8 protein-coding genes are annotated in these 14290 nt (G+C 44.4%); 7 read left to right on the top strand and 1 reads right to left on the bottom strand.

Translation table 11 applies throughout. The annotated features are described in order from the left end of the window. Nucleotides 1-2 precede the first annotated feature (2 nt). From ACYVAA_RS13315 to ACYVAA_RS13285, 7 genes are all read left to right on the top strand, one after another. Nucleotides 3-1793 (top strand): RagB/SusD family nutrient uptake outer membrane protein, encoded by a 1791-nt coding sequence (locus tag ACYVAA_RS13315; protein WP_460542467.1) that lies wholly within the window; start codon nt 3-5, stop codon nt 1791-1793. Nucleotides 1794-1879: 86 nt separating this feature from the next. After that, a complete protein-coding gene (locus ACYVAA_RS13310; protein WP_460542465.1) occupies nt 1880-3019 on the top strand; it encodes a glycoside hydrolase family 43 protein in 1140 nt (379 codons plus the stop codon). Further along, nucleotides 3020-3931, top strand: coding sequence for a family 43 glycosylhydrolase (locus tag ACYVAA_RS13305; protein ID WP_460542463.1), 912 nt, complete (start codon nt 3020-3022; stop codon nt 3929-3931). It begins immediately after the preceding gene. Between the two features lie 165 nt (nt 3932-4096). Continuing rightward, nucleotides 4097-6205: a TIM-barrel domain-containing protein gene (locus ACYVAA_RS13300; RefSeq protein WP_460542461.1), complete on the top strand. Its 2109-nt coding sequence runs from the start codon at nt 4097-4099 to the stop codon at nt 6203-6205. A 27-nt stretch (nt 6206-6232) separates the two neighbouring features. Beyond that, nucleotides 6233-8029, top strand: a complete 1797-nt coding sequence (locus ACYVAA_RS13295) for an FAD-dependent oxidoreductase (protein ID WP_460542459.1) — start codon at nt 6233-6235, stop codon at nt 8027-8029. Next, on the top strand, nt 8026-9114 hold the full coding sequence (locus ACYVAA_RS13290; protein ID WP_460542457.1) for a hypothetical protein: 1089 nt from the start codon (nt 8026-8028) through the stop codon (nt 9112-9114). The genes ACYVAA_RS13295 and ACYVAA_RS13290 overlap by 4 nt, the downstream gene beginning before the upstream one ends. 117 nt (nt 9115-9231) lie before the next feature. Beyond that, nucleotides 9232-11514, top strand: coding sequence for a beta-N-acetylhexosaminidase (locus ACYVAA_RS13285; protein WP_460542455.1), 2283 nt, complete (start codon nt 9232-9234; stop codon nt 11512-11514). A gap of 381 nt (nt 11515-11895) precedes the next feature. Here the strand turns inward: ACYVAA_RS13285 and ACYVAA_RS13280 are convergent, their stop codons facing one another. After that, on the bottom strand, nt 11896-14280 hold the full coding sequence (locus ACYVAA_RS13280) for a beta-N-acetylhexosaminidase (protein ID WP_460542453.1): 2385 nt from the start codon (nt 14278-14280) through the stop codon (nt 11896-11898). Between the last annotated feature and the right edge of the window lie 10 nt (nt 14281-14290).

Raw genomic sequence — 14290 nt, 5'->3', positions numbered from 1 at the left:
AAATGAAGAACAAAATAATAATGACTGCTTTGGCCATGGCTTTGGTAGCAAGTGGCTGTGAGGAAAAGTTCTTGGATATAAAACCATTGTCCAATCCAACAGATGTGACTTTTTTCTCTGATGAGAATCAATTACAATTGGCAATCAATGCCATTCATGGGAACTTGTGGTCCTCAAGTGTGGAAGGAATGCCCTTGAACTTCTATGTGGAGAATACACTTACGGATAATGGTGTATTTAGGATTACGGATGAAAGATATGGCATCAGGGCCTTGAGCAATTCTGCCCATGATGCGAGCAGTGGTTTTGATGGCATATACTTTGACAATTATAGAGCGATTGGTAGATGCAATAATATGCTTCAGAACATGGAGCGAGCATCAGATAAGGTAAGTGAAGAAAAAATGAATGATTTTCGTGCACAAGCCTTGACCCTGAGAGCCTATTTTTATCATGAACTTATTCAATATTTCGGTGCTGTACCTTTTTTAGACTTTCTGCCCACAAGTACAACGGGCGGATTTATAGAAAGGACCTCTAGGAATGAAGTCATCGATATATTGTTAGCAGATTTAAAGGAGGCTGCCGGTTTGATTGATGGGAGTATTACGGGGGCACAAGATCGAGTTACTCTTGCCGTTGTCCATGGCTTAAGTGCAAGAATAGCCTTATTGGGGGAGAGGTTTGAAATTGCTGCCGATGCGGCGGATGCCTCCATTGAAGCTGCCAAGGTTCAAGGACTTTCCCTTCATAGTTCCTATGGAGATTTGTTTACCATGGATGGAGAAAATTCCAGTGAAATTATGTTGAGGGTTCCGTTTAATGAGGAGTGGGGCAGATCACATTCTTTGCCACAAAAAATGGGGTACCGTTTTGGGAGTTTGTTCAGTCAGGCGCTTCCCACACAGAACCTTATCGATGCTTATCCGACAGCCAATGGCCTGCCTATCGATCAGGACCCAAGTTATGACCCCACTGCCCCTTGGGAGAACAGGGATCCTAGGCTTAAGGCCACCATCGTATTGCCGGGAGATATGTGGGGAGGATATATTTATGAATCTCATCGGGACAGCTTACAGACTTTTCAGTTGGTAGAAGGTAAATTGGTCAGGGTTTTAAATGAGGATTGCCGTTCTGCACAATGGCCAGCAGGCATAACTGGATATCTCTGGAAAAAGTATGTGGATGAAGAAAACATGCAAAATAATATTTCATTGGCCTATAATGATATTATTTTAATGCGATTGGGGGAAATTTATCTTATCAAAGCAGAAGCTGAAATTGAGGCCAATAGAAATCTTGAGGAAGCAGCAGAAGCCTTGAATACCCTTAGGCAAAGGGCCTGGGGTGACGGGGGATATCCTCCGGTGGTGGTTTCTTCGCAAGAGCAAATGAGAAAAACCCTGAGAATGGAAAGAAGAGTAGAGCTGGCCAATGAGGGATTCAGGTATTATGATATCATAAGATGGAAAATAGCCGAAAAGGCAAGGCAGGAGCCCTTGATCGGTAGAATACTGGATATTGCTAATGCATCTGAATCCTCCATCCCTCACATTGACAAAGACGGGGTGGTTACTTACCAAGACAGAAGTGTTTACGATGATTTGAGGTCGCTAAGGGTAAATGGAGAATTGATTCCAAATGGATATGATGCCAGGTTGTTTGGTAACTGGCAGAATATGGTAGAAAGGGACTTTACTGCCCCAAGGGACTATTTATTGCCTATTCCACAGGCCGAAATTGAGCTTTACCAGGCCAATGGTTTCGCCCTGGATCAAAATGATGGCTACTAAGTGATTCAATTAGGAGTGAGAGGAAATCAAGGATATTTCCCTCCACTCCTAATGTCTTATTTGGAATTTGATTAAACTATTGTTGTATGCCAATACGATTTGTTGTTTTATTCCTTTTTATGTTGAATATCTCGGTGCTGGATGTTTCAGCTCAGGAGCAGAAGTATTTTTTTTACAAAAATCCTATATCGTCTGGGATCAGTGAACATGACCTTCGGGACTGTCAAGTTTTGAGGGATGGAGATACTTGGTATTTAACGGGTACCGCCTATCCACATTGGGAAGGGGCTGAAAATTCCGGAACCCTTAACCCAGGGGTTCCTCTTTATAAATCAAATAACCTGATTGATTGGGAGTTTGTAAACTATATCGTTGAAAGACCCGATTCGACAAAGTGGTATTATCGCAGATTTTGGGCACCTGAAATCCATAAAATTGAGAATAAGTACTATGCAATACTCAACTGTAGAAATGATTTGGTAGGGTATGATTGGCAACATATTGGGTTTGCTGTTGCTGACCGAATCGAGGGACCATATAAAGTGGTAACAGAGGATAAGCCTTTAGCTAGAGGAAATGATATGACTTTTTTCCAAGACGATGATGGAAAAGTATACGCTTTTTGGCATAACGTGGAATCTGACGGCTCTTTTTGGATGGGTTCAGCCCAAATCGATTTGGAAGCTGGGGAATTTTTATCGGAACCTGTGGAAGCCATAAAAACAGGTAAAGTGGATTATGAAACAGATTCAGTTGGGAATGTTGTTATCGTACATCGGCATGGCCGGAACGAAAAGAAAATCAAGAAATATTTTGAATGGGATTCAGAGGGAATTGAAGGGGCATATGTAATTAAGCGTAATGATACCTATTATCTGTTTTATTCCAGTTGGACGCGAGGCTATGAAATTGGATACGCTACGGCAAATGATATTAATGGCCCGTGGAAAAAGGCTTCTAATAATCCCATTTATGGAGCAACGAGCAAAAAACTATGCGAAGAGAAAGGATTTGTTTATGAGGGAAATCCTGGAAATCCTTTTTATGCTGTAGGTCATAACGAAATATTTACAGGACCAGACGGAGGTTTGTGGTTGTCCTGTCATGGTCAGCAAAACGATCATTCTACACCATTCTTGGTAATAGATCCACTGGAGTTCAAAGAAAATGGTGAAATAATAAAAAAAGAACCTTCGTATTCAAGTCAAAAAGTAACATTAAAATAGATGAAATTATTAAAATCAATCCTATCTATATCAATTCTATTAATTGCTTCCTGTCAACAAAAAACTCATGAGCAAAGTGTTGATACAGAAAGCTTTTATGGAAAGTTAGAACTTGGAGAACTTAGCACCATTTATCAACTACCCTATGCTTACGACCATACGGTCATCTATCATCAGGATGAGGGGAAGTGGCACCTTTACGGTATTATCAATGATAATAGGGAGTTTATACATCTGACTGCGGATTCACTTACTCAGGAAGGCTGGGAGAAACATGATTCATTCCGGTATAAAGGACAAGAAATATGGGCGCCCCATATCATAGAAAGCGATGGTCGCTACCATATGTTTTACACAAGCATTGGCGTGCCAAGACAAATCCGATATGCTGTATCCGAAGACTTATATAATTGGAAGCATCCTTTTAAAGAACCCCTGTTTGCCTTTAAAAATGAGCATACAGATAACATGAAAAACAAGGATCCTATGGTATTCAAATACAAGGATCAATGGATTATGTACTACAGTATGATGAAAGATGACAAACATTGGGTAGTAGGTTACAGTACTAGTAAGGACCTTATAAAATGGTCTGATCCCAAAATATGTTTCGATGAACATACCGAAAGTCCCGGTGTAGAATCTCCCTTTGTTGTTCAAAGGGGGGATTATTTTTACCTGACCCTGTCGGCCAGGCCTTGGCCACATGGGGCACAAGAGTTTTTTATCAGCAAGTCCCCATTTCATTGGGAAAGTAAAGATTTAGTGAAAAGTGTTTATCCTTGGCATGCCGCAGAACTTGTTGAAGACCTTGATGGACAATGGTACATGACCAGATCATCTGGAGATCAATCTGATTTTCGAATTGCTCCATTGCAATGGAATGATGGCCTCAAGCCTGTTATTTATTAATCTTTATTTTATGGTAGGTTTCGTGCAAATCATGAGTACAAACCAAACTTCTTCCTTTCATCCTTTAATCCTATTTAAATAATGCAATCAATTCGTTTACACTCTATACTACTTGTTTTAGGCATGCTGATAATTGCCTCATTTACTCCGAATCAACCATCTTTCTTGACCTTAAGCGATGGTGAGCATCGGCTAAGGATTGACCTGGAGGACTTAAGCATGGAAATTCAGGAAGCCTCCGGAAAGGTAAAGGTGCCTTCTGACCATGAAACGGGGCTTTCCTTCAATGGTCGGCCAGTTATTTCGTCAGAGGTAGTAAAAAGTACCTCCAAGGAAGCGGTATTAAAGGTGGTATTTTCCAATGGGGATAGTGCGCTAGTGGATATTAAGTTAGAGGAAGGGGTGCTTGCCATTAGCGTGGATCCCAAAAACGATCAATTAAATAAAATTTCCGTTCGGTTTGGGGGGATGCCCGTTGCTTATGGTTTAGGAGATGCTGGAGGTTGGAACAAGACCTTTAACCTGGTGGGAGATGAGGAAAAAACGTTCCGTCTCATTAATGATGGGGGAGGGAACCGATGGGGAAGTTCATTCGCCATCTTTCCCAAAAATGGTTTTGCCGGTGCTTTCTTTTCACAAGGAAACAAATCAGTGACCTTGTCCAAGGATGCCTATCATGTGAATATAAAAGCTAAAGGAGTACCCACCTTTTATTTTTTTGTTGGAGGAATACGGGAGATCTATCAGCAATACCAAACTATTCTGGAGGCAGAGGGTTTTGAAGCGGCAAAGCCAAAATTTACCTTGTTTGAACTGGGTTGGGAATCCTGGGATGCTTTGGGCTGGAATACCAACCAGGAAACGGTTAAAGCCATTTTGGAGAAGTTTCTAAGGGAAGGATATCCTATAAAATGGGCCGTAACCGGCTCCGGTTTTTGGGACAAAGGTGGTACCACGACCAGTTTTGGCCGTTGGGGTGAGAAATTTACGGAGCCCGAACGGTTAAAGGAGTGGATGCATGCAAATGAGATCCACTGGATGATAGGCTTGAGGACAAATTTTATTCCTGAGGGAGGTCCCTATTTCCCCCAAACGACCAAAAGGGATAAAAACTTAAAGGTAGCTTCATTCTATGGAAATGACCTGTCACGTATAGGAGTACGGAAGGGGTATTTTGTAAACACCGAAGAGGGAAATCCCCTGCAGTTAACATCTACTATCTTTCCTATAGTCCCCAGCTACTTGCTGGATGGCAGGAATAAAAAGGCGGCCCAATGGTATGCTGACCAATATGAAAAATGGGAGGTAGATGGAATAAAAGAAGATACCATGATGGACCTGGACTCCCTGACAGGTATTTTTAATCGGCCTATCAAAAACATTAGTGATGGTGGCGGGCTGGTAATGGCCAGAAATGGAGAGTTTGTCTCCACGGGAACATTGTTGAGAATCAATGATACTTCAGTGGGGGAAAAAAAATCCAGGATCCCTATTAACTACTTTCAATATGCCGTATCTGGATTTCCCAATGTTTATTCGGACGTGGCAGGAGTTCATAATATGCATCATCTCTCTCAGGTGGAAGCCAATATCCAGCATGCTTGGCTTTTGGCACTGACTGCCGGGATGGCCGTTGGCGCCTATCCAGAGAATTGGCCGGAGGAGCAAAGAAAGGCTTTTAAAAAGGCTGTGGATGTTCACTACCAGTTGGCGCCATACCTGTACAGTGCTGCTTTAATGTCATACCATTCGGGTTACCCCTATACCCTTAGCCCGATGCCCTTGGCCTTTCCGCAAGACCCTGAGGTTTATCGTATGGAGAACTTTCAGTGGATGATTGGAGAATCGGTGCTGGCAGCTCCGAAACTTTCCGATGATAAGGAGCCAGAATACAGCATTTATTTGCCCGGGGGTATCTGGTATGAGTTTGAAAGTGGCAAAAAGCATATAGGGCCTGTGCACCTGGACAAGTACCAATATGATCGGAACAAGGTGCCCCTGTTTATAGGAGGGAAGGGAATCATTGTCTTGAGGAAGAATGATGAAGAACATATTGCCCAAGTGTATCCCACATCAAAAGAGCCGGTAAGCTATAAACACCATTATAATGACAGCGGTGAAGTTTCAGAAATCAAGGTGGTCAAAGAGGGATTAACAAAGCCAAGGGTACTAGAAACCAACAACGGTAAGGAAATCAACTATCAGTATAAGGATACCAACGGGATGCTTGCCTTTCCGGTACGTCCGGGAATTGACTATCAAATAATATTTTAAAGAAGTAAGACCTTTAATTTTAATGATATGAAAAAGTTTCAAAAAACATTTTATGCTCAAATGTTTCATTGCTGTTTTTTTCTGCTGATCTGCTGTTCTGCTGTATTTGGCCAGGGGCAGCATACATTGATCGAGGCGGAAAGCTTTGATGATCTTGGCGGTTGGCTGGTAGATCCCCAGTTTGTGGAGCAGATGGGATCCCCCTACCTGTTGGCCCATGGAATGGGAGTGCCGGTGGCCAATGCTTCCACGGAAATCCAACTCGGCAAAAAGGGAAATTACCATTTTTGGGTGCGGACCAAAAACTGGGCACCTGGGGAATGGAAAGCACCGGGAAAGTTTAAGCTGAAGGTAAATGGAGAGGTTTTGCCCAATGAATTGGGGACACAGCCTGGCTGGGGATGGGAGTATGCCGGGGAGATGACACTTAAAAAGAAAGTACATTTGGAGCTGATGGACCTGACAGGGTTTAATGGAAGATGCGATGCCATCTACCTCAGCACGGATAAGGAAGACGTTCCTCCAAGAGCTGGAAAAGCACTGGCAGAATGGAGGAAGAAGGTAAAAGACGAAAGCAGCAGCCCCTCTATAGAAAAGGAATATGATTTGGTAGTAGTGGGAGGAGGCATAGCAGGCTGCGCTGCGGCCATCGCAGCAGCCGAGCAGGGATTGGATGTGGCCTTGATTCATGACCGTCCGGTGTTGGGAGGAAATGCCAGCAGTGAGATCCGGGTACATACGCTGGGGATATACGGGAATTTTGAAAGGATATTGAAGATGCTGGATACGGAGCATTACCCCAATGGCTCCCCCGAAGCCTATAAGGACGAAGAAAAACGACATGATAATGTGGCCAAGTATAAAAACATCGCGCTTTACACCAACTGGAGGGCCTACGATGCAGTGACGGAAAATAATACCATACAGGCCGTGGATGCCCGCCATACTTCGGAAGGAAAGAGAATACGCTTCAAGGCATCCAAGTTTGTGGATTCTACCGGGGATGGTTGGATTGGCTATTGGGCTGGGGCTGAATTTTCCTATGGCAGGGAGGCGGTCGATCAATATGGGGAGGCTTATGAGGAGTGGGGGGAGCTATGGTCGCCCAAGGAAGCGGACGATTTTGTCATGGGTTCTTCGGTGCTTTGGCGTACCTTTCATTCCGATCAATCTTATGCATTCCCCGAAGTACCCTGGGCCATGGAGGTGGCGCAACAACATCAGGCCGATGCTGGAACATGGAAGTGGGAGCTTAGCCGATTGGATTACCATCAGATAGAGGATGCGGAAGAAATCAGGGACCATATGCTGAAGGCCATTTATGGCTCTTTTTACAACCAAAAACAGCTTCCTGGAATGGAAAACCTTAAATTTGAGTGGATTTCTTACTTGGTGGGCAAACGGGAATCCAGAAGACTTGTCGGCGATCATATCTTCACTTTTAACGATGTCACAGAGCAAAGAAAATTTCCGGACGCTGTGGTGATGGAGGAGCGTGAAGTGGATGTGCATTACCAGCAGAATTTGAAAGATGGCTCCAAACCGGACTTTCTCTCCGAGGCCATCTTCTATAAGACGCCGATGTATTATATCCCTTACCGTTCCCTGTATTCCAAAAACATCAACAACCTGTTTATGGCTGGCCGAAACTTCAGCTGTTCGCATATCGGGCTGGGAGGGCCAAGGGTGATGAGGACCACTGGACAGATGGGGGCAGCAGTGGGACTGGCAGCGGCTATTTGTGAGAAATACCAATGTAGCCCTCGGGAGGTATACGAGAAACATTTGGAGGAATATTTGAAGTTAATAGAAAATCAAAAGTGAAGTTTTCTTTACGTCTAATAGGGATGATCGCTTTCCCCTTGATGCTTGTTAGCTTTGAGGGGAAAGAGGTTTTACGTCCTCTTTTTTTGGAATTGTCCCTGTCGGAACCGGAAGGATATCAAAGCAAAAAAGTTACTGAATTTTTGGCCGGGGAACTTCCTGAGCCATTGGCAATAGAATTGGTCAGTCGCCAAGGCTTTCCTGTTTTTTACAGTTCCGCTTTTGTGACCGCTGTCTGTGAAGACGAAATTTGTGAGCTGCTGCATATTCAATTGTTCTGGGATTTGACGGGAAACTATATTGGCTATGATACGCTTTTGGGGCATCCCCTGACCAAGTTTGATCACCAACCGTTTGAGGGGGAGGATTATGTGAAATTGCATGAGCTCTTATTGAATGAAGGCTCTATTTTGAAGTTCAAAGAAAAGGAGGAGTTGATCGATAAAAAGCTACTCAGGGCATCGGATGTGATTGATGGAACCACCGGGGCCACGGCATTGGAAATCAGGGAGGAAGTGGTAGAAGGGGCCTTGTATTCTTCCTATACCCTGTGGCATCTGGCGCATAAAGGTGACATAGAAAATAGGCTTACCGAGCAAACACAAAAGCTATTTGATGATGGCATGGCTACTTTCTTTCTTCAATCAGACCGGGATAGTTACAGGCTATTTGCAGTGGAGCAAATGGAGGCCGAGGATCTAGTCAATAAAAAGGAGCTACTTTTAGCCTGTCTGGAGACAGGCAATCCCCTTTTGAGAAAATCCATTCTAAGTAAATTGCCCGATAGTCTATGGAATGATAACGCTTATCAAACCAAGCTAAGCCAGTTTTTTGAGGTCTTTGATATCAATACCAGGTTTTACTTCCTGACAAAACTGGAGGAAAACGTTCGTATTTCCCCGGAAAGCCTTTCCGTCCTAAGTTCACAAGTACCTTCCATGTCCAAAAACCAGCTGGAAAAGTTCCTGGAAATACTGCTGCGTCAAAAAGATGTAGCCCCTAGGATAAAGGAAGAATTAAACAAGTTTGCCCAAAGTGATTTTAGGTACGCTTACCTTATTTTGGATTCAGGGATTTTGGAGTAGGCATGGCCATTGGTTACTGGTTGAAAATTATGGAATCCCTATTTCCTTAATAGCATCTACTGCAATAATTTAAATTAATACCTTTATCTTTGATAAATAAATTTATTAAGTAAAGGTATGAGAATTAAGGAAATAGGGATATTTAGTATCATAAAAAGTAGCTTGGTACAGTTGGTAATGCTGTTGGCTTTAATGCCCAGTATGGTCAAGGCGCAAAATACAGACCTCATTCCCAAACCGGTCCATCTTCAGCAAAAAGAAGGAACCCTTTCCTTAAAGACCATCAACCGGATCATTGTTCCTTCAGTGGAATGGATGGATCATGCCCGTTTGCTTCAGGCAGGTTTAGCGATCAGTCGTGAGATTTTTTCTGCTGATTCGGAAAAAATGGGCAAGGGTAACAGCATTGTTATTCAGACCAGCAGTGATTTATCCACTGTTTCAGACAGTCATTACACCATTTCCATTGCTGCAGACGGAATCATCCTTACCGGTGCAAATCAGCAGGCATTGTTGTTGGGCATCAACCGGTTGGTTCAGCTGCAACTTCTTCAAGACAACCGGGATGCTTTGCCTTTGGTTGAGATTTCCGATTATCCACGATTTGGTTACCGGGGCTTGCATTTGGATGTTAGCCGCCATTTCTTTCCCATTCCCTTTTTGGAAAAGATGCTGGACATGATGGCATTGTATCAAATGAATGTATTTCATTGGCATTTGACGGATGGGCCCGGGTGGCGTTTGGAAATCAAATCTTTTCCAAAACTCACCGGACAGGCGGCTTTCCGAACGCATAGGGTATGGGAAGATTGGTGGGATTCTTCCCGACAGTATTTAGAAGAAGGAGATCCCCTGGCTTATGGGGGCTATTATACCCAGGAAGAGGCAAAGAGATTAGTGGACTATGCGGCCAAAAGAGGGATAAGCATTATCCCGGAAATTGAAATGCCAGGACATTCTGAGGAGGTTTTGGCAGTATACCCAGAGCTGTCCTGTTCGGGCGAACCCCACAGCCAAAGTGAGTTTTGCCTGGGAAATGAAGCTACGTTTGACTTTTTGGAAAAAGTACTGTTGGAGGTAATGGATATTTTTCCTTCTGAGTATATCCATATAGGAGGGGATGAAGCCAACAAATCGGCATGGAAAAAGTGTCCCAAATGTCAAGGGCGAATAGCAGAGGAGAACCTGAGAGATGAAGATGAATTGCAAAGCTATGGTATACGGCGGATGGAAAAGTTTTTGTCTTCCCATGGAAGAAAACTGCTCGGCTGGGATGAGATCATAGAAGGGGGACTGGCACCGGGAGCTACCGTCATGTCTTGGAGGGGAGAAAGCGGAGGCATCAAAGCTGCCGAAGCGGGCCACGAAGTGGTGATGACACCAGGAGGCTATTGTTATTTTGACAGTTACCAAACCGATCCAGCTACCCAGCCGAAGGCTATTGGGGGCTATTTGCCCATAGAAAAGGTATATTCCTACGATCCTGTTCCGGCAGAACTGGCCAATGAAAAAGCCCATCTTATAAAGGGAGTACAGGCCAATGTCTGGACCGAATATATCCCAAGTCAGGAGCATGTGGAGTACATGATTTTTCCGCGCCTGTTGGCACTCTCCGAGGTAGCTTGGACCAGCCCAGAAAATAAAGGCTGGGAAGATTTCTTTTCACGGCTGCAAAGCCACTATCGCTTACTCCAACGAAAGGGAATCAATTATTATCGGCCGATAGCAGAACTGAAGATCAAGGCGCAAGTGGATACGGTAAAAGAAGCCTCATTGGTAAGCATTTCTTCTGAACGGTACGGTGCGGAGATCCGCTATACCTTGGACGGATCGGATCCTAGCCATGATAGCAAGAAATACGAGGGGCCATTTTACGAGAAAGGCACATCAGAGGTGCGCGCAGCCATGGTTCTTGGTAATGGCGAGATGGGGCCTGTTGCCAAAATGGAACTGGCCTATCATCTGGCAGTGGGGGCCAAGGTCACTTACCATGTGCCCTACAGTGAAAACAAATACCCGGCCAAGGGAGCCGCTACCCTGGTCAACGGTCAAACGGGATCATTTACCTACGGGGATGGAGAGTGGCAAGGCTTTGAGGGCAAGGATATGGATGTGACGGTGGAATTGAAGGAAGCCCAAAAGGTAGGATTCATTAAGGCGCGGTTTATGCAATTGACCGGCCCGGGGGTATATCTCCCAGAAGAAATCCGATGTTCCTGGTCAGTGGACGGTAAGCAGTTTTCACAGCCGGTCACGGTTAGCCATACTGTTCCCGAGTCAGAGGACCGCTTGGTCATTTATCCTTTTGAAATTCCAGTAGGGGAAGAGGTGAAGCATGTGCGTATTGTGGCCAAGATCAATAAAGGCTTTCTTTTTACAGATGAGCTTATTTTTTATTGAATTTGTTCTGGTATTTCTTTGGAGAAACCCAAAAATAGCTCATCATTAGAGAAAGACTCCTACCAAAAGAATAAGTGAGGATAAAAAGATCCCTCTTCTCTAGCCAAGCGGAGAAGGCTTGATGAGTATTCATGGCTTATATAAGGTGGTCCGATGCCGGATAAAGTGGGCTTCGAATAATATTCATCGAATTCCCTATGTAGGGGACTAAAGCAACAGCCATTGACTCTAAAATTTCCCATCTGAATATCACTGTAGAAAACAGTTCTATTCAGATGGGAAAACTTGACGATCAAGGTAAGTAAATTCCTCTTACAGCTATTGTTAGCTTAGTGGAAAGACCTTTTTAAAAGCATTCAATGATCTTCTGTTCGTTTATCTTCACAGAACCAAAATCTCGTCGACCAATAAATTGGCCTTGCCGCCCGGCCTGTTGTGCCAATCGGGAATGGGATCCAGGGAAGTGGTGCTTACCCTTATCCGGGAAATCTTTTCAGCAGGGCAATTGACCTTGGTCCTGATTTTATTTCTTCCCTGTTTTAAATTGTTCTCTTGATAGCCTGAATCACCTATCTTAATGAAGTCCCCACCTTCGCTTGCTCCAAATACCTCAACCTGCAATGGGGGATAATTGCCAAAAATGGTCAGCCGTAACGATGATATTTCCACCGATTTAATATCCATGGGCTTGTCCAGCACGAGCTCTACGTCCAGGCCATCGGCATAGCCTTGCCAATCGGTATCTCCCGGCGCTTCCAATTCTCCGTAATTCAGGTCGGTAAGCGCTATTTCCCTTTCGGTAGTAGCCTTGTCCGCAGGGGCTTTTAGGTTGATTACCTGGGCGGAAGCCGCTTTATGGACAGGAAATGTATCTTCAATAATATCCCCCAATCGTTTTCCATCTTCAAAGATCGCCGCTTTTAAGGTTTTGGTTTCCTTCAGCTCAAACTGTTTGGAGTAGAGGGGGCTATCGGCCTTAGGGTCGGATCCATCAAGTGTATACCTTATTTCTGCATCGGTAAGCTCTGAGTCCAGGCTGATTTCAATGGTTTTACCATTGCCTTTGGGGCGGATCCATGGGTTAAAGACACTCTTGGCATAGCGTACTCCCAATAAGTCCAATCTTTTTAAATGTGGCTTTAAGCGTTGCATAAAATCATCAAAATTTTGCTGGCTTTCATCCGTCCACCCATTCTCCGCAACGGCAAATAAACGCGGATAGGTCATATAGGTCAGCTTGCCCCAGTCTGAAATGGACTCCGTCCAGAGGTTGCCTTGCAGTCCCAGTATTTTGGAGGCTTCTTCTTGGCTAAAACCTTCCGGTATTACCTGGTAATTGTAGCAGGTAGAAAGCAATGCCTCTGAGTACCCGAGGTTGGGCTCGTAATCGGCCTGTCCCTGTCTCAGGTCAAGGTACACATATTCCATAGGGGTCATAATGACATCATGTCCCGCTTTGGCTGCTTCTATTCCCCCATGTTCCCCTTGCCAGGACATGACCGTGGCATTAGGCGCCAGCCCTCCTTCCAAAATCTCGTTCCAACCGATAAGGTTCTTCCCTTGGGCATTGACAATTTTTTCAATCTCCTTGATAAAGTGGCTCTGTAATTCCTTTTCATCTTTCAGCCCGTTCTTTTTCATAAACTCCTGGCACAGGTGATGCTTGTTCCATCCTTCTTTGTTGCATTCATCACCACCTATATGAATGTAGTTAAGCGGGAATAAATCCATTACTTCGCCCAGCACGTCTTCCAAAAACTGGTAGGTCAGCGGGTTGGAGGCACAAAGGGCATTGTCCCTTGCTACCCCTCCTGTGGCCACATAAAACTTGCGGTGAGGTTCACAGGAAACCTCTGGATAGGAAGCAAGAATGGCCTGGGAATGTCCCGGTACATCAATTTCCGGTAAAACTTCAATGTTTCTGTCTTTGGCATAGGCTACGATCTCCTTGATATCTTCTTGGGTATAATAACCGCCATAGCTGGCCTTTTCACTTTCTTTTTGGCCAGGCCGTCCCCACCATTGGATGGTGCTTTCATCACTGGTGTTGTGATCCACACGCCAAGCGCCTATATCTGTTAATTTAGGATATTTTTTTATTTCTATCCTCCATCCCTGATCATCCGTCAGGTGCCAGTGAAAACGGTTGAGCTTTAGCTCTGCCATAAAATCAAGTACCTTCTTTACCTCCTCCTTGTCGAAAAAGTGACGGGAAACATCCAGCATATATCCTCTCCACCCAAATTTGGGGGCATCGCTGATCTCTACTCCGGCGATGGCCATGGATTTTCGGTTGCTTAGCCCTCCCTCGATTTGAAATGCATCGGGAAGCAATTGAATAAGGCTTTGCAAGGCATAGAAAAGCCCTGCCGGTTGACTGGAAGACAGGATGACTTGATCAGCATTGATATTAAGCTGGTATCCTTCATCCCCTAGACTATCCAATGCGGGATCTAACTGCATCCGAATGCTGTTGGTGACCGACTTGTTGGATTTATCTTCTTTTAATGTCCATCCTGAAGTCTTTTTCAATTTTTCATTGAAATAGGCCGCCAACTTTTCCAAGCGGTGGTCATTTTCAGAGATTTGGAGAACCGTATTTTCGCTCAATGCGAAGGATTGACCATTTTCTACAAGGCTTGCAGGCTGGGGAATGATCGCTACCTTTTTGGGAAGGCCTGGGCCTTTGGTTTCCCTTTCTGACCGCCCACAGGAGGTTTGTAGAAGAACAAACAATACAAGGGTATATCGGAAGATACTAAGCATACTATTAGTG

It is taken from the genome of Echinicola sediminis (genome assembly GCF_054777495.1).
Note: the sequence above shows the minus strand (reverse complement) of the source record. Positions and strands in the feature narration are given on the sequence as shown.